This is a genomic window from Paenibacillus alba (genome assembly GCF_013204855.1).
Taxonomy (GTDB): domain Bacteria; phylum Bacillota; class Bacilli; order Paenibacillales; family NBRC-103111; genus Paenibacillus_E; species Paenibacillus_E alba.
In genome coordinates this window covers 127,814-148,648 of record NZ_JABMKZ010000005.1, presented here as the reverse complement: position 1 = coordinate 148,648, position 20,835 = coordinate 127,814, and the positions used below count along the sequence as shown (strand labels likewise).

The window sequence follows — 20,835 nt, the reverse complement described above, 5'->3', positions numbered from 1 at the left end:
TGTGCAAATACGATCCCGGGACATATACACATAATAAGTTTTAAAATAATATTTTTGTTTCAGCGAAATTTTCAAGGAGGGCGATGAACCAAATGACAAAGCTACCCAAGATTTACACCGTAGGCGATACCACTGTTACCCGTGTTACAGAAATGGTAATTAGTGGCGTTCTACCAGAAATATATTTCCCAGGCACATGGGATCCCGCTTTTTTGGAAGAGAACAAACAATCCTTCCCTGAAGGCTTAATAGATGACAATTCGCAGCTCATCGTTAGCATCGGCACCTGGGTCGTGAAAACGCCCAAGCATACGATTCTTATTGATACAGCAACAGGAAATGATAAAAACCTGCCACTAAATCCGGATCTCGCCAATCTACAATTGCCTTATCTCGAGCGGCTTAAAGAGACTGGCGTTACTCCAGAGGAAGTTGATTACGTGTTATTAACGCATTTGCATGTCGATCATGTCGGTTGGAATACGAAGCTTGTCGACGGCAAATGGGTACCGACATTCCCGAATGCTAAGTATGTTTTCCCTATTAAAGAACAAGAATATTACTCCAGTGAAGCAAGTCATAACAAAGAAAACGAAGCTAACTTCAATGTTTATGAAGAGAGTGTACTCCCTGTTGTAGAGGCTGGCTTGACGGAAACAATCGGTCCAGAAGGCGGGAAGTTTCTAGATATATTTACATTCATTCCGACTCCAGGTCACAGTATCGGACAAATGTCCATTCGCCTTTCATCAGGTGGAGAAGAAGCTTTGTTCGGCGCTGACATTATGCATCATCCATTCCAAGTCATGAAACCTGAATGGAACTCTATGTACTGTGAATTTGGTGATCAAGCTCGAGTCTCCCGCAGGTGGGCTTTGGAATACGTCGCCGATCGCCCAATTATTTATTTCAGTACGCACTTTCCAGAGAGTTCAGCAGGTTATGTAACCAGAAGTGACGATGGGTTCAACTGGCGCTTTATCTAATATAACGAAAAGAGGCGAAATATTTATGTCTAACAATACATTCAATAAATCTATTAACATCGTAGCCGAGAACTTTAATATAGCCAGCGACACGCCTGGTATCGAGCTATCGATCCGCAATAAACGCCCTGCATCTATGACTGTCTTCTCTAACGAGAAAACGATCGTCATGGTCCATGGTGCTACTTATCCAGTTGGCAGCCTGTATGACGTGGAGCTAGACGGATTCACTTTCCTTGATTACCTAGCCAGCCACGGTTATGACGTTTATGCGGTAGACGTTCGCGGCTACGGCGGATCCACTAGACCTCCAGAGATGGAGCAGCCAGCGGATCAAAATCCTCCGCTTGTTCGTACAGAAACCGGAGTGCGTGACTTTGGCTCGGCCGTAGACTTCGTCCTCAAACACCGCAATCTAACAAAGGTCAATGTACTTGGGATGTCTTGGGGCGGTACGGTGGCCGGGGCATACACAAGCCTTAACAACGACAAAGTAAACAAGCTATCCCTCATCGCTCCTCAATGGCTAAGCACCAAGCCAATACCTATCGATACAGGCGGTCCGCTTGGTTCTTACCGCCTTGTGCCAGCAGGCACCACTAAAGAACGCTGGTTAAGTGCAGCTCCCGAAGGGAAACGTGACGGCCTAATCCCTGAGGGTTGGTTCGAGAAATGGGTTGAAGCAACTCTGGCATCCGATCCTAATAACAAGACAGTACACCCAGAACATATTCGTGCTACCAACGGGCCTATTCTGGATATACGCGAATACTGGACGGTTGGGAAAGCCTTCTATGAGCCTAAAGCTATCACCGTACCTGTGCTCCTCGTCCACGCAGAGTGGGATATAGATGTGCCCTTAGAATTGGCACAAAACTTCTTTACCTCCCTAACAGGTGCTGCTTATCGCCGTTGGGTTGAGATCGGAGAAGGCACTCATATGGTACTGCTCGAGAAAAATAGACTTCAGGCGTTCCAAGCGGTTCAATCATTCCTAGACGAAGCTTATACGCCAGCGGGCCAATAACGACGCAACATTAGCGGATTTCAATACTATCTCCTAGCTATTCTGAGACCCGCAGCTAGTTGCTGCGGGCTCTTTAATAACCGAACGCTATACGACAAAACCTGTATACATTAAAGGAGGCACATGCACCATGAATCAAACAGCTATTACATCAGCTCAAGCGCCGGCTGCAATCGGGCCTTATTCACAAGCCATTGCTGCCGGATCTGTTATTTACACATCAGGAATGCTCCCAATAGATACGGAGGGCCAGTTGAAGGAAGGCATCGTTGCGCAAACCCAACAGATCTTATCAAACCTTCAGAACGTATTATCAGAAGCTGGCTATACTCTAGAAGACGTTGTGAAGACCTCCGTCTTTATGACGAATCTAGATCACTTTGGGCAAATGAATGACGTCTACAGCCATTATTTCGGTAACCATCATCCCGCTAGAACTACCGTGCAGGTAGCCAAACTGCCACGTAGCGCCGAGATCGAGATCGAACTGGTTGCCATCAAACGACAGTTAAACTAATAAGGCTGCTGTACTAGCCAAATTTTGAAAGAAGGCGCATTTGCTTGCGAACTTATCTGCTTCTCTTACTCTGCGCGACTCTCTATGGAAGCAACTTCGTATTCGGCTCGCTCTTGCTGCGAGAATTTCCCGCAATGCACCTATCCGCATACCGACTTGCTGTCTCCTCGGTGTTCCTGATTGGCTATCTGATCATAGCCAAGCGTATGATTCGACTAACTACACGGGATGTCGTCTACTTAATTCCACTCGCTCTAATTGGGATGTTGCTGCACCAAGTTTCGTTCTTTACAGGATTGCAGACGATAGACGCGACGACAGCTTCGCTTATATTATCACTTTCTCCAATATTCACTGCCTTACTTGCGCGACTCTTCCTAAAAGAATCATTCACTCTGCGTATGGCCGTAGGATCCCTGGTCGCGCTTACCGGCGTCTTCTTCGTAGTCGGCCAAGGCAGAGGATTGCATATATCACTAACAACGGGTATGGGAATCATGTTTATTTGCATGCTCGCCTTCTCCGGAGCTACCGTCCTAATGAGAAAGCTGACAGAAAGAATGGATGCGCTCACAGCGACCGCATATTCAACTTTACTCGGCTGTATGCTCGTATTTCCGGTGGCTGTATGGCGCGAACCTCATGAACAGAGTACTCATTCCTTTGGTTGGTGGGTACTCTTAATCGGCTCTGCTCTGCTCATTCAAGGCCTATGTGCAATCATTTGGAACAACCAAATTCGGAAGGTCGGTGCTGCCAAAGCATCCGTATTTCTAAATCTCCAGCCATTCGTAGCCATGGTCCTTGGCTACTTCATGCTCGGTACTCCGGTAACCTTCACACAAATCGGCGGTTCCATTCTCATTGTCTGCGGAGTAGTCTTTGCTACCTTGTTGCCTAAAAAGAAATCGCATAACGATCCGATAGCACTCACGATGGCAAAGAGGTAATTCTATCATGGGCCTTCGTATTCTCAAATCGGCGCTTGCAGCGATTGTTGCCATGTACGCAGCAGAGCTATTCGGGATTCATTCACCAGCCAATACCGGATTACTGGCCATTCTTGGGGTAGAAATAACAAGGCGCAGAGGAATACGCAGTGCCCTTAATCGATAACGGCGTCTGTGTTCGCTCTGGGTACTGGATCAGCAATCTTCTGGCTTTGTGGCTTTTATCCTTGGGCTGTTGGTCTGTTCGTGCTTCTCGTATTTACAGTTCTTCATCGCATCGGAAACCGCGAGGGAATCGTTACAGGTACCGTCGTTGTGTTTCATTTAATCGGTTACCAATCAGCATCCCCAGCAATCATTCTCGATGAATTTAAGATGCTAGGGATTGGTCTTGGTACAAGATAGAGAGTTTATTTTCTGACATACTCTCTCTTATTACACAACATCTGCTGGAGAAATCCATTCACTTGGGATTATAAGGAGCTTATAGAGGCAAAAGAAGAGATTAAGCGAGGTGCCGCCTTAGCTAACAAAGCATTAGAAAATTCGTTAATTAGCTCCGAAAACTATTATTGGCAGGATTATTTTCATATGAGAGAGATGCAATTGGAGTCTATCAAGAGAATGACCCGTCTCGCGAGCTACATATGCCAGACAATGCCTCAAGGAAAACTGCTTGCCGAGATATTTGAAAAGCTGAGTGTGGCTATCAAGTATGATATGGAACTGACGGTAATAAAAATCTTGGAATTGTAGTATATTGGCTCTCCGTTCTTTTATATTTATAAAGAAGATGAGCAACTACTATAGGTAGACTCATATATTGCTCAGTAATAATAAACCTTACTGGTCCAAGACCTCATTTAACGGACAATGAAAAAAGCTCTATGAAATCGACTGTCAAATGACAGAGCGGCAGACCAAATTCTGGTCTGCCCTTCATTGATAGCACTATCTTGTCCCGTTAGAATTCCTGTAAAACGAATAATTTGGAGTTTGAACAAAAACGAGCGCCTCTGTACGATGGGATTACGCAACGGGTCAAAAGCCCTTAAAATCCACATTAGGAGGTACACCTCCAAAATTTCCTTCCTATACGCTGTCGTGTTTTATTGAGCTAAAGTTCACCTTTAGTTAACTCATAACTCGTTTATGCCGCTGGAATAACTAAACAAAAAACGCTAACACTGTTCTACTAGAACGTGTTAACGCTTAGCCCTGATATGTACTTTCAATCAATATCAAGAAGCTCAAGAATAACGCCCAAATCGTCTGTGCTCTCCACATAAGCATATTTATTGCCATTTTGAATAAGCGGGAACCCGAATTCCTCCAGCTTAGCAGCTGTTTCAAGCATTCTATCCTTCGCCTTAAATGCGATGTGATGGACCCCCGGACCTTTTGTTTCAAGGAATTCCTTCCAGGTTGAAGGGTCATTCGTAGGTTCAATGAACTCAATGACTACATTCTCCATGTGAAAAAAGGAAAGCCTCACCCTTCCTTTCGTGGGTTGCCCCATGTAACTAACCGTATCGCTGCCATCTTCATTAGCCATGATGATCGTAGGAGCAGGAACGCCTAAAAGCTCGGCAAAACGGAGGGTCGCCTTTTCCACATCACGAACGATCATTGCAATCTGACAAACCAGGGTTGTACCAAGAATTGTATGTTCCATTGTTCTGCTCCTTTATTTTAAGAAGATTTGGTCCGATAGCTAACAAAAGCCAATTGCCTGCTGTCGGGCGACCAAGAATTGACGTTAAGGGTCCCCTGTCCCCCGAACAGCTCGACAATCGTACGATGTCCGCCCCCAGAGCTGGACATTACACGAATTTCTACATGCTTGTTAGCGGGATGGTCGCCGGGAGCGACATCGCCCTTGCGATAAGTTATATATGCCACCAATTCTCCATCTGGGGACGCATGGGGGAACCAATTATTGCTCTCGTCCAACGTCATTTGGGTCTGTTCACTGCCATCGGCATTCATACGCCATACTTGCATAAGACCTGATCGTACCGAGTTGAACCAGATGTGTTGACCGTCAGGTGAATATTCCGGGCCGTCATTCAACCCAGTGGTATGCGTTAACTGTGTTTCTATGCCCCCGTTTACGGGAATGGTGTAGATGTCATATTCGCCGTTCCGCTCTGCACAGTAAGCTAGCGTGCTTCCGTCCGGTGACCAACCGTGCAAATAGCTTGGCGCTATCGGCGTAATGAGCATCGGTTCGCCCCCCTGCAAGGGAAACGTATAGATACGAGAAAGACCATCTTCATGAGTGTGATGGCTTACCGCGACATACGAATTATCCGGTGAAAGCACATGGTCGTTATTGCATTGGATGGCGTAGCCGGATTCAATCACTGTACTTTCCCTCGTCGTGAGCTGAAACTTATAAAGACGCCCTAAGCTGTTATATACAAGATGGTTGCCATCACGGGTCCAATTGGGTGCCTCAATTAGAAAATCGAATTCAGCCAAGATGTTCCGTTCTCCACTAATCACATCTACGGTTTCCAAAATACTGATGACGTTTCTTGTTTCTACCTTCCGTGATTCCTTTAATGTATTCATCGCGAATCTCCTTCGTTTTCAATTCCCCTAACTGTCAAATAGGCATCGGTTCACCTTTGTAATTGACAAAAAAGGATTCCGGATCCATCTCTTTTTTCATTTCAACTATATCGATAATGCCATTAGCGCTTTCGTTTGGATCTCCGGGAGCTCTCTCTCCGCCCATGTCTGTCTTGATCCAGCCTGGGTGAATGGCGTACACACGGATTCCTCTGTCTTTTACATACCTTTTAAGCTGTTTAGAGAACATGTTGATCGCCGTTTTGGAAATCGCATACGGAAAATCCCCCCCATAGGCATTGGATATACTGCCTGCTTCTGATGAAATGTTAAGAACGGACCGCAAGTCACCTCCCTCCATTAGAGGAAGCAGATGTTTGATGACCATCATCGGACCAAACAAATTAACTTCGAAGGAACGAACGACATCCTCGATAGGCAATTCTTCTATAGCAACACCTCTGCCGAGCAAAATACCAGCATTGTTAATGACTGCATCAACCTGTTTGCGTTCTGCTCGCAACGTCTCTGCTAACCGGGCTATCGATTCTTCATCGCATACATCGAGCTGGACGGCCTCAATTTGGCCAGGGAAACGGCTGACCAGTTCCCACATTTTTCCCGCTTCCTGCGGTGAACGAATTCCGGCTATTACCTTGTGACCTCTCTGTGCTGCAGCGAGTGTCAGTTCATACCCCAGACCACGGTTTGCACCAGTAATGACAATATTCATATCTGCTTCTCCTTTTTGCCCATGTTAGGCCCGGGGCTTGATGTTCAAATTGACGCCCAAATCGTCCTCTGCGTCGACAATGGTCCAGCTGCTGCCAGGATAATAACCAATGGTCCGCATGGCATAACCCATCTCCTCCAGCTCGCCGATGATGGCATCGCGCTTCTCGCCCACCTGAAAACCCAGATGATGTACGCCATTGCCATGCTGATCAAGAAACTCCCGGAAAGTGCTGTCTTTCTCGTCTGGTTCATGCAATTCAATAACGAAATTGCCAACTCGTATATTCGCGAGCTTAAGGCCATAGAAGGCCGGCTTTCCGCGATACGTCAGATCAGGGTTATGCACAGGAGGCTGATAACGAATCTCTGGCACAGGAAAATTCAATAAATTTGCCCAAGTCTCAGCAGCCTTCTGGATATCTTTAACGACAATAGCGATCTGAATAAAACCGTCAAAGCTAAGGTTATTCTTCATTTTTACACCATCCTATTTTCATTTTCTCGCTTCTTCTGCCTCATTCCTTGACACTGCCCATCACTAGCCCGGTTGTAAAATACTTTTGCAAATAGGGATAGATGCATAAAATCGGTATCATCGCCAAGAACATTTGCGCAGCTCCCGTCGTTCGAGCACTTACCATCGACAAATATTTGGATAAATTGCCGCTAAGATCGGTGTTGTTGCGAATAAATTCTTCCGGATTCACGACAACTGTTTGCAAATAGGTTTGTAACGGATAGTTTTGAATTTTGTTCATATAAATCATGCCGTCAAACCAACTGTTCCAATGATCTACGAAAGAAAACAGCGTAACGGTTGCAAGCGTGGGAACTGAAATTGGCAAAACCACGCGGATCAGCGTCTGCACTTGACTCGCGCCGTCCATATACGCCGCCTCCAGCAATTCCTTCGGCAGACTGCGCATATAATTCATCACGACCAGCATGCTGAACACAGGGAGCGCCCCCGGCAAAACAAGCGCCCAGATGGAATTCATCAATCCGGTGCTCTTCACCACCATGTAGGTAGGAATCAATCCGGCATTGAAGAGTATGGTCACAACGAAAAACCATGAAAAAATACTGCGGGCACCAAAATCTTCTTTTGATTTAGAAAGAGGATAAGCAGTTAGAATGATCAATAGTAAGTTGAGCGGAACGCCTATGGCCGTACGTTTGAGAGAGACTAGCAGCGACATGAAAAACTTCGAGGTATTCGTAATAAATTGATAAGAGATTGTTGTAAAACCAACTGGGAAAAAAGTAACCTCTCCTGCAGCTACTGCTACTTTGTCTGAAAATGATACCGCCAACAGGTTGATAAACGGCGCAATGCATAAAAGTGCAACAAGCAGCAGGAACACGGAATTGCTCACAAGGAATATTTTACGTGAAATGGAATCCTTTATTCCCATGGTCTGCCCTCCTTTCTATTTAAAAGACGCGATATCCGGTGAATTTGTCAGCCAAGTAATAGGACACAACGATAAAAATCAGCGACACACACGACTTAAACAGGCCAGCTGCTGTGGAGAGCGCGTATTGCGCCTGCTCAATGCCCAGACGGAATACGAATGTATCCAAAATATCACCGGTGGAGTAGACCACAGGACTGTACATATTATAGATTTGATCGAAACCGCCGTTAAGAATATTGGCAAGCCCCAACACGGTCATCAGTACGACCATAGATGAAATGCCAGGCAAGGTGATGTGCTTTGTCTGCTGCCAACGATTTGCGCCATCAATGACTGCGGCTTCATATAGCGCAGGGTCTATGCCTGTGAGAGCAGCGAGATAAATCACAGATCCGAATCCAAAACTTTTCCAGATATCGGTTAAGACCATCGTAGCTGGAAACACATTCGGGTTGCCTAAGAAAAAGATGGGTTCAATACCAAACTTGGCAAGAACAATATTGACAAAGCCCTCGTTTGGTGACAACAGATTTAATAAAATTCCGGATAAGATGATCCAAGACAAAAAGTGCGGCAAATAGACCAGCGTCTGGAAAATACGCTTGGTTAAATGATTCCTGACTTCGTTGAGCAGCAGGGCAAACCCAACCGGAACAACGACGCCTGCAATCATTTTGCACAAGGCGATAATAACCGTATTCCGAATGACCATCCCTATATTCGGCATGGAAAACAACGTAACGAAATTTTGAAAACCTACCCACTGCTGGTTCCCGAACATCCCCTTCGCTGGAACAAATTTTTGAAACGCGATAATTACGCCGGCCATGGAGCCATAGCTGAAGATTGCCACCAGAACGACAGCGGGGAGCAGCATGATATATAAGGGCAGTTCTCTTAGCATCTTGTCTTTTCGTTTCAGACTCGCAAACACCTGTTCACCACCACCTGTCAATGATTTCGAGCGATGCGCACTACCTTTTTTTCTTATCTGCGGCGAGAAAACCCCCGCCGCAGCCATACACGTATTTATTTGGCCGGGTACAACTTATCAAGTTCGTCAAGTGACTTTTGCCCGCCTGCCTTCAGCCACTGCTGCACAAAGGTATCGAAATAATCGACAGGCTTAGCGCCTGTTATAATATCAGTAAAGGTCGTTATGGTAAGGGTATCCAAGGAAGAAACGTTCGTTAACCATACGTCGGGCCTTTGAATGCCCAGTATACTCTGGACGATCGCCTTGTCGGGGATGTACTTGTTCAATACGATAGGCAAAGAGCCTGACTTGGACATTTGCCCCCAAGTACCGAAGGCATTGTCATCTTTGGCAAGAGATCCGTTCTCAAAGCCTGCAATGTAGTCATATAAGGGCTTTGCGGCAGGAGGTAAGCCGTCAGAAGAGCCTTTATCCATAGCTTTCAGCAAATCAGCTGCGTAAACCTCACCTGGTTGATCGATGTAAATTGGCGATAGTCGATATTGCTCATTCGCCCAGTATTTATCGTAGACATCCTTTGTTGAGTAATTAACGGTCTCATCGTACAGATTAAGCATCTTAATGATTGCTTCTGGGTTTTTGTAATCTTTCTTGACCATCGTCATCTGGCCAACCGCGTTGCTCTCGATACCAATCTTGTAATCGTATCCGGACTGTGTTGGTATGGGGTATGGGCGTACGATAACGCCATCCTTTTTATAAACATTATTGTATGGATACCAGGTGCCCCAGTTGCTGCCGAAAGCCATGCCGATCTTACCGCTAGTAATATCTTCTACGAGTGCGGATTCATTTTTGGAGGTAAAATCCTTATTGATTAGTCCTTGCTTATACATATCTGCCAATATGGCAAGTGCCGGTTTCATGTTCGGCTGAATCCAAGCAAACGTCATTTTACCATTCTGGTCGCGGTAGAACATGCTCTCGTCACGTCCGGGAACGCCAAATGCGGAAACCAAACCAAGAATACTGGCATGATTTTGTCTGATGAGATCTTTATTAAGGGCAAGCCCAATCGTGTCGCCATTTTTCCCATTTCCATCCGGATCTTCGGTGGCGAACTTCTTAGCAAGAGCAACAAGTTCTTCAATGGTCTTGGGCGGCTGAGAATTCGTTCGCTTGAGCCAGTCTTCACGTATCCAGAGAAACGGCGCCTCGTGGAAGTTGTCGTTCATACGCGGTATGGCGTAAAGCTTGCCGTCTATCGTAGCTCCCTTAAAAGAATCAGCAAATCTTTTCTGATATTCCTTGATTGAATCCGTTGCATATTTGTTATAAACCTCGGTGAGATCGGCAAGCTGTCCATTCTGTGCCAACTGCAGAAATACGTTTGGATCCTGCGTTTTGAATACGTCCGGCAGATCTCCTGAAGCAATGATGGCATTCAGTTTATTTTTATAGGCGTCAGTACTGCTGTCGGCCGTGAAAGCAACCTGAAGATCGATATTGAGCTTCTCTTTGAACAAGCGGCTCCAACGGTTATCTTCCCAGGTTTCTTTGTCAAGGAGCTTGGAAGCGGCTGCTGTTTGAACAGCCCAAGTCATTGTGACTGGTTTCTGATACTTACCAGCGGCGTCCATGTTTTCTGCGGGATGGATAGTGCTTTCTGCATCAGACCCTGTGGGAGCGCTTTCACAAGCTGAAATAGTAAAAACCGTCAGTAGGGCCACCAAGGCGTGCGGTAGAACTCTTTTGATTTTCAGCTCTTTCACGTGCAATTCCTCCTATATTTGAATTGTTATGGTGACACAGCTTTTTTAAGCCGTGATAAAGCAATGGCTGATGAATAGGTAGACACACCTGCTTAAATCCCTTCAGAAGTTCACGCCACTATAAACACGTGTTAATTTTTCGGGAAATTGACTTATGACTCATCAAAAAGTGAATGAACGCGCGTTTATTTTTGGCTAAAAAAATATCTAGCCCATTATCCACCCGTTTCTAACTGTTTTTCTGGCTATTCGGGCTAACTCTACGCACTTGCGCTTCATTCTTCAAATAATGACTGAGTATTTCTGTAAACACGTGTCTATGGACTCATCATACACAACCCATAAAAGCGCTGTCAATCTTTAATTTCTGTACATTTCCAAATATTAAGTTAGCGTCTTTCATAATTCCGATTGTCTAAACGCGTGTTTATGGTATAATTATCAAACAGATTACATTTAACTCATTGTTGAACACAAGGAGGTATTATGCATACAAACGTGCCGCGCAGAGCGATGGGGTTTACAGCGATTTCGAGTTAGTCTTCGAGGCGCGTCCCGACTGGCCAGCGGATACCGGCATCTTGGTGCGTGCCTCCGCCCGGGAAACGAAACCCAAATTTAGATCCTTCTGCACGAATCTCTTACGACCAGACTACAATCAATGGTGATCTCTTTGATATCCGACGTCTTCTGTTCAATTTTGGTGATTAAATAGGAGGTCATGCGTTTCAACATGTCGCTAAAATCGACACGAATGGTTGTCAGGGCGGGATGATGTTTCTCACTCAAAGCATGATCATCAAATCCAATAATGGATAGGTCTTCGGGAACGCGCAGTTTATGCTCTTTAAGCGCGCGAATTGCACCAAATGCTACACTGTCATTCGCTGCTATGATCGCTGTTGGCAGCTCTGCTTCCTGACTGAGCAGTTTTTGAATGGCCATATAACCGCTTCTCTCGTGAAAATCGCCATCTAGAACCCAGTTCGGATTCACCTGTAAGCCGCACATGCGCATCGCTGTTTTGTAACCCTCATATTTGGTCTGGCCAGATAGACGATTCATATCCCCATTGATGACACCTATTCTAGAATGGCCGAGCCCTGCCAAATAGGCTACAGCCTGTTTCATGCCCGAGTCATTATTAAATTGGGATACGATCCGATTGGGCTCAGGATGATCCGAAAGCGATTGATCAACGATACCGATCACAAAGCCTTCATCGATCAATTCTTCGATGAGCGGTTCACGAATGGCTGCTCCGATAAAGATGCCTCCATCGATTCTACGCTGAAAGAAGATCTCTCTTACATTTTTGATCATTTCGGTATCTTTGGCATCACGAATAATGTGTGTAAGGACATAGTAGCCATGTTCGGAAGCGTGTTCAATAACACTGACGATAAGCATATTCGTCAGCATATCGCCGGATACGTTCCCTTCCTCAATGAGAAACAACCCAATCGTCCGTGCTCGCTTGCCTGCAAGCACCTGAGCGGACACATTAGGGAAATAATTATACTGTTGTATCACTTTCAAAACTTTGTCGCGTGTTTCAGCAGGTACATTGGAATAATTGTTGATGACCCTGCTTACCGTACTCCTGGAAACTCCGGCAAGCCGAGCAATCTCTGTGCTATTGATATCTGATTTTTTCATGTTGCTCATCCTCTTTCGCGAACGCGTGTTTACGCACATCATACACACGCCTAGAAATCGTTGTCAATGTTTTTTTAGCTCATTCTTAGCTTCAACATAGTGGTATAACAATTATATATTTACAAAGGATGGGATTCCGATGCGTCTTGGCGGTCAAGTATTTCTTAAAGAGAAGAACCCGGAGAATTGGGCGTTTGCCCTCAAAGAAGCAGGCTTTCGCGCAACAACTTGCCCGATTAATGGCGAGGAGGATATCAGTGAGCTTGAGGATTATTTGGCATTGGCTGAGCGATATGACATCCTCATCTCCGAAGTCGGCTCCTGGAGCAATCCAATCAGCCGAAACGAGGAAACAAGGCGGAATGCCATCGCCTACTGCATCAAAAGGCTGGAGTTGGCCGAACGGATCGGCGCGCAATGCTGCGTCAATATCGCTGGATCCCGAGGAGAGCAATGGGACGGGCCAGATCCGGACAATTTTAGTGATGACACTTTTGAATTGATTGTGGAAACAACCCGCGAAATTATAGACGCCGTTAAGCCTGAGCGTACCGTATTTGCTTTAGAGATGATGCCTTGGATTTTCCCGGATTCTGCAGACTCCTACCTTGCTTTAGTTCAGGCTATTGACCGTAAAGGCTTCGGCGTACATTTCGATCCTGTGAACATCATCACCAGTCCCCGTATGTATTATCGCAATGGCGACATGATACGCGATTTTTTTGCGAAACTTGGCCCCCATATTCGAAACTGCCATGCCAAGGATATTCTGCTGAGAGGCAAGTTAACCGTCCATTTGGATGAGGTTGTACCTGGTCAGGGTCATCTGGATTATCGGACATTCCTCACAGAACTAAACAAGCTGCACCCCGATACTACGCTTATTATTGAGCATCTTTCAAGCAACGAAGCCTATCAGCAAGCTAAAGGGTACATCTCAAGAATTGCCTCGGAGTTCAAAATTCCTATGTAACAGAACACAATATAGGCTATAATTTATAAGAAGTTGATATTCCTTAAAGAAGGCTATCCCTCCCTCCATAGCATATTAGGTTAGTTCCAAAAGACGCGGTGTAAGGTATCCGAGAAAAAATGATTGCTAATAACTGCCGCTGCTCCCCTAACTTGAAGTTTTTCAGAATCTTTGGAAAATCCAATTTTGACGTTTTTAGAGACGGCAGACGGTGCTCTTTTTTGCGCTACCTCGATAATTTTGCGCTCCAACTCCGGACCTACTTTCGTAATATCGCCTTGAATGATCAGTTCTTCTGGATTGAAAATATTCAGTATATTGGCAATCCCAACACCTAACCAATAGCCTGTATAATTCAACAGTACATCTACGACTACTTTATCACCTTCATAATACAAACTCAGGATCGACTCGAAATCGAGCGAGTTGTACTTACTATCCCTGTGCGATAGTTGTTCGCCTAAAGCCGTAATGGAAGCGAGCGCATCCCAACATCCATGATTGCCGCAGCGGCATAGGGGTCCATCATGATCGATTGTGGCATGCGCAATATTAACAGCAGCGTCAAAAGCCCCCCTGTAAACTTCGTTGTGAATGACCACGCCAGTGCCTATTCCCAAACCAACGCTGACGCAGACAAGCGTTTCCTTATATTCGCCGTTGCTATTCAGAAGTTCCACATAAGTCCCTGCACGAGCGTCATTTTCAATAACAATCGGGATGTTTAAACGTTCCTTCAAATAATCGCCGATTGGTGCGCCCCTCCAAGGTAATGCCGAGGAATGAAGAAAGATTCCTGATCTTGTTTCAATCAAACCGCGGACAGCCATGCCAATTCCGATAATAGGCTGATTATTTCCTTGTTCTCGTGATTCCTGAATAATCTGGTGAATGTCCTCAACAATCATGTCCAGCGTTCGTTTATAATCCTCATAAATTTCGATCTTCTTTGTGACATAAAACAAAACTTTACCAACCAGATTGCACAGAGCCACTTCATAGCACTCATTGTTGAAAGATACCGCCACAATGTAGGCAGCATTCGCATTTAAATCCAGCAATATCGGCCTTTTCCCCCCAGCCTCTGTGGAATCACCTCTACCTGTTTCGTAAATTAAACCCTCTTTGATTAATTCATCCACTAGTGCGGATACAGCAGGCTTACTTAAACCAAGCTCCGCAGAAATTTCCGCTCGTGAGCAAATTCCCCTTCTCACTGTTCGCAAAATACTCATACGGTTTGTTTCTTTCATATCATTTTTACTTATCATCTTCATCTGCTTCATGTTATTTACCCTCTTAGTCAGCCAATATAGTAATTATTACAATTTAGTTAGTTAGAAGAACTAACCAACTTCATAATTATAACGTACTAACTATAGGAGTTGTCAATTATTAATCGTTTACTAGCATGCTGCGCTCTAAAGAACAGTCCCGGCCCCCTTTAATAAAGAGAACCGGGACTGCTTTAGCGAAGCGTCTTTGAGGAAACCTATTTTTAAGTGTTTAGGCCGAAACGATAAACTCCACTTCAATCGTTTTCCCGTCAACGCAGTCAAATTCAATCTTCGTTTCAGACGCCGTTGCGCTAATGATTCTTGCTTCCGAGCTTGGCACTTTAAGCGTCCATTTCCCCTGAATAGTTAGCGTTTGTCTTTTCATCACGCTCGGTATAATCACATGCTGTGCCGTTATCGTAGAAAGCCCGGTAAACTGTGGAAGCCTTAAATCAGGATCCGACATACTTAGCTTCATTTCTGAGCTGCCGTTCATTTGAATCATAACCATCGCAGGCGCGGTACTGCCTCGCAGGGCACCTTTATTAATTGGTTGGGAACTGTTAAAAATAGCGTAACCTGTAGCACCCTGTCCGACTGTTGTGTTCTGCACAATATGGACGTTGCTATCTTTCTGCAGAACTGTATATTCTGGGTTCTCAGCAAAGCGTTTAGTTCCTGCAGCCCCTGCTCCCAACTTCATCGCATATTCATAGCCAGATCCGCTTGGCGCCAAACCGTGATCGATGTATGCCGTCGTATAAGACCCCGAAGTAGCACTGCTCCCAGAGCTGTTCTTGGAATTTTGCACCCCTCTGGTGACAACCGTTCCCGAAGCATTGGGGAGCAGATATCCGGTTCCATAAGGATCTACCATCCAGACTTTGCCCGTGCCGTTCAGCGAAGTTTGATAGGTCCCGCTGGTGATTGCATTTATCGAATTCAGATAAAAGGGCATTGATGCCGTAGGCATGAAGCTTTGGAACAATACCGTTTCTGTTCGGTGATTCGCATCCGAATTGGTAATATCGGAACCTAGCGCAACGACTTTATCACCAAAGAAAAAAGTTGATTTTTTGGCTCTGAAAGAAGTGTCATAGACCGTATCATGCAGATCCATCGCAAAAACACCATACTTATTCCCCAGCGCAGTACCGCCTGTAAACGTCTTGTCGGTGAATGAACGCTGCGGACCATCCAGAGGATATGCCAATTCTTCCAGAGATAAATGCTTCACTGTCGTTCCAGGCCATCTGCTCCAATCCCATCCGGCTTGCGTATTGATCCCGCTTGCCAACAAGCCGCCGCTGTTCAAAACCTCCATATTCCCGTAACTTTGGTATCTGCCATACAGATTTTCTGCCAACGTTTCCGTCGTTTGCGGGTTAAAGCTGTTCGTACTTTCAAAATCCCATACATATTGACTCCAACCTTTGAGACTCACCATTCGGTCATTCACTCTGTTAACGGCCATACCACTATACGGCAGCACCCAGAATCCTTGCGGGTTCGCTTTCGGAGTGTAACCCTGGTTGACAAGGTTGAGGGCAAGCTGCAGTCCTCCCATTGTGTCGAGATAGGCTACACCATAGGAATCGGCGGCCGCGAATAATGTGGTGTTGTTAGGATCCCATAATCTCATAAAGGTCTTCGCCAATTCTTCATCAACGGGATTTCGGGCGAGCGCCAAATACGCATAAGCAGGAACTAGATCCGAGATAATCTTCGTAGAATCCGGAAATCTGCCTGTCGCGCCGATTGCCATATCATGAGTATTTGACACTTTCTCCATCGTCAGCAGAGCTTTCTTGAGATTACCCAGAGCGTTTTCAGATAACGCATAAGAAGTACCGCTAAAGAAATAAGCTAGCAGGGATCCCATATGAATCGCGTCATTCCCGTATGCATTCATGTACGTACCTCGATGATGGAAGAGCGTTCCGTCAGGCTTGATGACATCTGCATAACCTGGCGCTCGCGTCCCTATCTGTAAGTTGTACAAGTTGAGAAGTTCCTTCATGTACTGCACTTTGGTTGGGGTATTGTCCAAACCAAGTACATAAAGCAAGTTGTACATGAACTTGGTGCGATATTCATCTGACGTTGTTTCTTCATAGGCAGCGGATTCGAAAGTTTTGCCAAAGTTAATAAACCAATTGCAGGTCTTCATCTCCCGCTCGAAGATTCCTGCTGCTTTCAACTCATTGCGCATCAAATAAACAGTATGAAAATAGGCGTTATTTTTGTTCGTTTCGTGATCCTGCGTACCAAGCGCGCTGCCGAATGCCCACCCTTGATCATTCATGTAATTCAGGACATCGATCACTTTTTGTTTACTGGATGCATTGCCATTAATCTTATAATCGAAGACCAGGGGCAGAAGCACGCGTTTACTTACATCTTCTCCAAATTTTTTCAAATGAGGATCCCTGCTGGCATAAAGCGCTTCGCCTGTGATCGTTCCATCCAAAAATTTCTTAATATTCAGACTATTATAGGCAGTCAGCCCTGCCGAAATGAACGATTTCAGAGCATCATACCTGATTCCAAGCGGACCGCTAGTTAATCCAGCATAGTTAAGCGAATCACCGAGAACCCATTTTTCATATCTGTTCGATATGGTTTGAAAGGAAGTGATCTGCGCCTGGGTTATCGTCGGCTCCAGAGGGATCGTGGGCTGCTTCTGACTATAATAGTATAAATTGTCCCAAGTACCTGATCCAACGTCTAGTCCTGGTTTCGGCATCTGATAGTCCGCTGTCCTGGCCGTAATCATTTCTGGTGAAAACTCCATGCTATCGATGTATAATGTGCCCGATGAAACCGAATTCGGGGGTACGACCTGCATCGCCTGCAGGGCGTTGCTTATGTTCTGGGTATAAGCCGGATTGTTGCCTTCCTCTCTGAAACGAATCCACAGCGTTCTCCAACCCTTGAAGTTCAGGCTCGCTTTAAATGAATAGTGGTAAATTCCGTTATCGAGCTCCGTGGTTTTGCCGAAATTAAACGTTACCTCATCAGCAATCGGGGTTTCATTGTAAATCCATATTTTCATACCGCCACGTTTCGTATTGGCTGCTGCCAGATTGTTCAGGTTCGTACCGCGCAGTTTGGAATGGTTGCTCCACGTCCATGCCATGGATTGACTCCCCTGCTTGAAATGTTTATTCGAGAGGGAGATGGATCCACCGTTCTCCGTTGTCCATGCGGGTGGAAGTACAGGGGCTTCAAACGATTCGGTATTGGAATAATCATCCGCTGCGAAAGCTTTCTGGTTGTTGAGTGGAACAACTGACGAACTTAGCATTAAGAAATTCGTTACAAGGAAAATACCGATTACTTTTTTCAATAATTTTGATCCCCGCATACAAACAGCTCCTTAATTATCGAATAGTTGTTATTGCAATCGCTCATCGTTTCGTTTCAGTCGCTTGTTCCTGCTGCACTAAATCTCCCCTGTTCTGCGTGTTTTGGTACTCCTTCGGCCCCGTGCCTGTAAATTGTTTAAACAGTTTGCGGAAATGCCTATAGTCCTTGTAACCGATTTGTTTGGCAATTTCCATCATACTGAGCTTGCCGTCCTGAATCATCTTTTGGGCCGCTTCCATCCGAAGCTCCGTTAAATAATGAACAAAGCCTTTTCCTGTTTCCTGCTTAAACAATCGGCTTAAATAGGAAGTGTTATACCCCAACTGTTCCGAGTAATCAGAAATAGACCAATTGTTCATAAACGATACTTGAAGGGATCGCCTGATCATTTCCACTATTTCCTTCCCCTGCGTTTGACTCACAGTCGCCATATTCAACACATCCTCGCCGGTTCTCGAAGCAGGAGCCATGACGGACTTGGCTCTTTCCAAGGCGGATCGAATCAGCGTTCTGTTCAAAGGCTTCAAGATATAATCGAAAGCGCCATAATGCACGGCTTGTTTCGCATACTCGAATTCGCTGTGCGCGGAGATAATTAATACCGGAATCTTCCAGCCTCTCCTTCTGATTTCTTGCAGCAGCTGCAAGCCGTCCATATGAGGCATCAGGATATCCGTAATGACAATATCGAACTTTTCCTTTTCTAAATATGCAATCGCCTGCTTGCCGTCCTTCGCTACAGCGGTCACCGTGTAATCAGGGCAGTCACGTTTGATTACCTTTTTCATCCCTTCCAGCATCCAAAACTCGTCATCAACGATCAATGCGTGATATATGGTCAACCACTCCCGCAAGTACAATTTCGACACAAGTGCCTTCGTTTACCTCACTCTTGATGTTCATAGCAAAACGATCCCCGTAAACCATCTGCAATCTCAATTGTACGTTGGCAAGCCCAATATGCTTATCCTGTTTGGGCTGCTGCTGTTTCTGGAATTTGCGCAATTGATCTGGGCCCATTCCAATGCCGTCATCCTTAAAATGAAAGATGAGATTGCCGTTCTCAGCCTTGACTGACACCAGAATTTGCCCAGGACCTTCCTTCCCCAGGAAAGCATGCTTGACACAGTTTTCCACGACTGGCTGACAAATCAGCTTCAGAACCTGAATATCCATAAGCTCAGGATCGACCTGCACCTGCACCTCAAATCGGTTCGGAAAACGGACCTGCACAATGCTCAAATAAGCTTTCAAGTGTTCGATTTCTTCTTCCAGTGTCGTAACTGGCGAGCCGCTTATGCTGTATTTGAACATCTTCGATAACGCTTGACTGACATGCACGATTTCATCGACGCCATGCACTTCTGCAATACATACGATAACATTCAATGTATTGTAGAGAAAATGAGGTTTGATTTGTGCTTGGAGCGATTTCAACTCGGAATCTTTCAGAAGCAGCTGATTCTGATATTCACGAACCTCCGCCATAAACACGACATTTTTCATGCGATGAAGTTCCTCTACCATCTGGTTAAAGGAGTTGTTCAACTTGCCGATTTCATCACGCCGGTTTAAAGCGAGAGACACGTCAAAATTCCCCATCTCCACCGCTTTCATATGATGTACAAGCAATTTAAGCGGTTCAGTGAACATTTTGCTTAGCGCTGTGGATAAGAGAAATATGCCGATCAGTGCCGCCAGAATCATGATAATTATACCTACACGAATGGCATTCATCTCTGTCGCCAATTCCGCAAAGGGAACAACGCCGACGATTTTCCATCCTGTTTGTGTGGAGGTATGAAATCCTACCAGCGTTTTCCTTCCATTGACTTCGAGAAGAAAGTGACCCGAGGTTCGACCTTTGAACAGCTCTAATCGATTATTCTCCTTCAGCCAGGAAAGTGAGTGATCCGTTGGAATGACACTTTCGCCGTCTTCCGTCATCATAAACACATATCCAGTTTTCCCTAACTGAATCGTATCGCTCATTTCACGTAAAATGGTCGGCGAGAAATCGAACAACAGCGTTCCTTTCGTATGGAACTCGCGATTATCCAGTACACGAGTCGAGAACGTCACCACAGGATCGCCTTTTACGTAATTCTGGGGATGGACCGGGTTTAAATGGAACTGCTGCTGTTGCTTAATTTGCTTGAACCAGGGGTCTTGATCAAAGGCAAAGTCCATATTGGCAACGTCCCCTGTGGAGCTGTACACGAGTATACCCGGATCTTCTATAAGATAAATACCTTTTAAATGACTGCGGAAATTGGAAATCGTCTCAAATAAATTTCTTACAGACCTTACCGATTGAATGAATTCTGAATCAGAGGGGTGAGGCGCCTGATATAAGATCGTTTGCACATCCCCGTCAAAACGCACAATGTTGCTGATTCTTTCCATTTCCTGTCCGAACGAATCGAGACGCCCTCCCGCCTGCTTGGCAATTTCTACGGTATATTTGCTCAACTCTGCTTCAAAGGCTTTGGTGGATTGCTGATAGGTAATCAGAGCGAAACAAAGTACCGGCACAAGTCCGATCAGTAAAAAGACAATCAACAATTTGTTCTTCATATTCATGTTGCGGAAAAAATCAGCCTGAGCAATGTGCGCTTTTCTCATAGGTTCTCCCCCG

At 45.4% G+C, this 20,835-nt stretch carries 18 protein-coding genes and 1 pseudogene; 7 read left to right on the top strand and 12 right to left on the bottom strand.

The genetic code is table 11. The features are described from left to right. Window positions 1–92: 92 nt before the first annotated feature. From HQN90_RS09530 to HQN90_RS39900, 6 genes and pseudogenes are all read left to right on the top strand, one after another. Complete coding sequence (locus HQN90_RS09530) at window positions 93–986, top strand: MBL fold metallo-hydrolase (protein WP_173217594.1); 894 nt, start codon at window positions 93–95, stop codon at window positions 984–986. A 25-nt stretch (window positions 987–1,011) separates the two neighbouring features. Further along, complete coding sequence (locus HQN90_RS09525) at window positions 1,012–2,013, top strand: alpha/beta hydrolase (RefSeq protein ID WP_173217592.1); 1,002 nt, start codon at window positions 1,012–1,014, stop codon at window positions 2,011–2,013. Window positions 2,014–2,143: 130 nt separating this feature from the next. Continuing rightward, window positions 2,144–2,530: a Rid family detoxifying hydrolase gene (locus HQN90_RS09520; RefSeq protein ID WP_173217590.1), complete on the top strand. Its 387-nt coding sequence runs from the start codon at window positions 2,144–2,146 to the stop codon at window positions 2,528–2,530. Between the two features lie 44 nt (window positions 2,531–2,574). Beyond that, a complete protein-coding gene (locus tag HQN90_RS09515; RefSeq protein ID WP_173217588.1) occupies window positions 2,575–3,480 on the top strand; it encodes a DMT family transporter in 906 nt (301 codons plus the stop codon). A 7-nt stretch (window positions 3,481–3,487) separates the two neighbouring features. Continuing rightward, window positions 3,488–3,885, top strand: a pseudogene (locus HQN90_RS39560) (aromatic acid exporter family protein). A gap of 12 nt (window positions 3,886–3,897) precedes the next feature. Further along, window positions 3,898–4,236 carry a hypothetical protein gene (locus tag HQN90_RS39900; RefSeq protein WP_173217863.1) on the top strand — a complete coding sequence of 113 codons (339 nt, stop codon included), beginning with the start codon at window positions 3,898–3,900 and terminating at the stop codon, window positions 4,234–4,236. 475 nt (window positions 4,237–4,711) lie between these two features. Here the strand turns inward: HQN90_RS39900 and HQN90_RS09495 are convergent, their stop codons facing one another. From HQN90_RS09495 to HQN90_RS09460, 8 genes are all read right to left on the bottom strand, one after another. Then, window positions 4,712–5,155: a VOC family protein gene (locus HQN90_RS09495; RefSeq protein ID WP_173217582.1), complete on the bottom strand. Its 444-nt coding sequence runs from the start codon at window positions 5,153–5,155 to the stop codon at window positions 4,712–4,714. A 17-nt stretch (window positions 5,156–5,172) separates the two neighbouring features. Next, on the bottom strand, window positions 5,173–6,057 hold the full coding sequence (locus HQN90_RS09490; protein ID WP_173217580.1) for a TolB family protein: 885 nt from the start codon (window positions 6,055–6,057) through the stop codon (window positions 5,173–5,175). A gap of 34 nt (window positions 6,058–6,091) precedes the next feature. Then, the gene (locus HQN90_RS09485) at window positions 6,092–6,790 is read right to left on the bottom strand and encodes an SDR family oxidoreductase (RefSeq protein WP_173217578.1); all 699 of its coding nucleotides are present in this window, start codon (window positions 6,788–6,790) and stop codon (window positions 6,092–6,094) included. Between the two features lie 24 nt (window positions 6,791–6,814). After that, window positions 6,815–7,267 (bottom strand): VOC family protein, encoded by a 453-nt coding sequence (locus HQN90_RS09480; RefSeq protein ID WP_173217576.1) that lies wholly within the window; start codon window positions 7,265–7,267, stop codon window positions 6,815–6,817. A gap of 40 nt (window positions 7,268–7,307) precedes the next feature. Continuing rightward, window positions 7,308–8,207 carry a carbohydrate ABC transporter permease gene (locus HQN90_RS09475; RefSeq protein WP_173217574.1) on the bottom strand — a complete coding sequence of 300 codons (900 nt, stop codon included), beginning with the start codon at window positions 8,205–8,207 and terminating at the stop codon, window positions 7,308–7,310. Window positions 8,208–8,226: 19 nt separating this feature from the next. After that, window positions 8,227–9,114 carry an ABC transporter permease gene (locus HQN90_RS09470; protein WP_173217861.1) on the bottom strand — a complete coding sequence of 296 codons (888 nt, stop codon included), beginning with the start codon at window positions 9,112–9,114 and terminating at the stop codon, window positions 8,227–8,229. A 125-nt stretch (window positions 9,115–9,239) separates the two neighbouring features. Beyond that, the gene (locus HQN90_RS09465) at window positions 9,240–10,919 is read right to left on the bottom strand and encodes an extracellular solute-binding protein (protein WP_173217572.1); all 1,680 of its coding nucleotides are present in this window, start codon (window positions 10,917–10,919) and stop codon (window positions 9,240–9,242) included. A gap of 618 nt (window positions 10,920–11,537) precedes the next feature. Beyond that, window positions 11,538–12,578 (bottom strand): LacI family DNA-binding transcriptional regulator, encoded by a 1,041-nt coding sequence (locus tag HQN90_RS09460; RefSeq protein WP_173217570.1) that lies wholly within the window; start codon window positions 12,576–12,578, stop codon window positions 11,538–11,540. Window positions 12,579–12,717: 139 nt separating this feature from the next. Between HQN90_RS09460 and HQN90_RS09455 the strand changes: the two genes are divergently transcribed. Beyond that, on the top strand, window positions 12,718–13,551 hold the full coding sequence (locus HQN90_RS09455; RefSeq protein ID WP_173217568.1) for a sugar phosphate isomerase/epimerase family protein: 834 nt from the start codon (window positions 12,718–12,720) through the stop codon (window positions 13,549–13,551). Between the two features lie 80 nt (window positions 13,552–13,631). Here HQN90_RS09455 and HQN90_RS09450 read toward each other — a convergent pair whose 3' ends face one another. The 4 genes from HQN90_RS09450 to HQN90_RS09435 all read right to left on the bottom strand — a co-directional run bounded on the left by HQN90_RS09450 (window position 13,632) and on the right by HQN90_RS09435 (window position 20,822). Next, a complete protein-coding gene (locus tag HQN90_RS09450) occupies window positions 13,632–14,837 on the bottom strand; it encodes an ROK family transcriptional regulator (protein WP_173217566.1) in 1,206 nt (401 codons plus the stop codon). 220 nt (window positions 14,838–15,057) lie between these two features. Then, on the bottom strand, window positions 15,058–18,195 hold the full coding sequence (locus tag HQN90_RS09445) for a chondroitinase family polysaccharide lyase (RefSeq protein ID WP_173217564.1): 3,138 nt from the start codon (window positions 18,193–18,195) through the stop codon (window positions 15,058–15,060). Window positions 18,196–18,238: 43 nt separating this feature from the next. Further along, window positions 18,239–18,985, bottom strand: coding sequence for a response regulator transcription factor (locus HQN90_RS09440; protein WP_173217562.1), 747 nt, complete (start codon window positions 18,983–18,985; stop codon window positions 18,239–18,241). 25 nt (window positions 18,986–19,010) lie between these two features. Next, a complete protein-coding gene (locus HQN90_RS09435) occupies window positions 19,011–20,822 on the bottom strand; it encodes a cache domain-containing sensor histidine kinase (protein WP_173217560.1) in 1,812 nt (603 codons plus the stop codon). Window positions 20,823–20,835: the final 13 nt, after the last annotated feature.

Excerpts from the sequence above, each read along its gene's own strand:
- HQN90_RS09530 (WP_173217594.1), top strand. The coding sequence starts at position 93 with ATGACAAAGCTACCCAAGATTTACACCGTAGGCGATACCACTGTTACC.
- HQN90_RS09525 (WP_173217592.1), top strand. The coding sequence starts at position 1,012 with ATGTCTAACAATACATTCAATAAATCTATTAACATCGTAGCCGAGAAC.
- HQN90_RS09520 (WP_173217590.1), top strand. The coding sequence starts at position 2,144 with ATGAATCAAACAGCTATTACATCAGCTCAAGCGCCGGCTGCAATCGGG.
- HQN90_RS09495 (WP_173217582.1), bottom strand. The coding sequence starts at position 5,155 with ATGGAACATACAATTCTTGGTACAACCCTGGTTTGTCAGATTGCAATG.
- HQN90_RS09490 (WP_173217580.1), bottom strand. The coding sequence starts at position 6,057 with ATGAATACATTAAAGGAATCACGGAAGGTAGAAACAAGAAACGTCATC.
- HQN90_RS09485 (WP_173217578.1), bottom strand. The coding sequence starts at position 6,790 with ATGAATATTGTCATTACTGGTGCAAACCGTGGTCTGGGGTATGAACTG.
- HQN90_RS09480 (WP_173217576.1), bottom strand. The coding sequence starts at position 7,267 with ATGAAGAATAACCTTAGCTTTGACGGTTTTATTCAGATCGCTATTGTC.
- HQN90_RS09475 (WP_173217574.1), bottom strand. The coding sequence starts at position 8,207 with ATGGGAATAAAGGATTCCATTTCACGTAAAATATTCCTTGTGAGCAAT.
- HQN90_RS09470 (WP_173217861.1), bottom strand. The coding sequence starts at position 9,114 with ATGCTAAGAGAACTGCCCTTATATATCATGCTGCTCCCCGCTGTCGTT.
- HQN90_RS09460 (WP_173217570.1), bottom strand. The coding sequence starts at position 12,578 with ATGAAAAAATCAGATATCAATAGCACAGAGATTGCTCGGCTTGCCGGA.
- HQN90_RS09455 (WP_173217568.1), top strand. The coding sequence starts at position 12,718 with ATGCGTCTTGGCGGTCAAGTATTTCTTAAAGAGAAGAACCCGGAGAAT.
- HQN90_RS09450 (WP_173217566.1), bottom strand. The coding sequence starts at position 14,837 with ATGAAGCAGATGAAGATGATAAGTAAAAATGATATGAAAGAAACAAAC.
- HQN90_RS09445 (WP_173217564.1), bottom strand. The coding sequence starts at position 18,195 with ATGCGGGGATCAAAATTATTGAAAAAAGTAATCGGTATTTTCCTTGTA.
- HQN90_RS09440 (WP_173217562.1), bottom strand. The coding sequence starts at position 18,985 with ATGAAAAAGGTAATCAAACGTGACTGCCCTGATTACACGGTGACCGCT.
- HQN90_RS09435 (WP_173217560.1), bottom strand. The coding sequence starts at position 20,822 with ATGAGAAAAGCGCACATTGCTCAGGCTGATTTTTTCCGCAACATGAAT.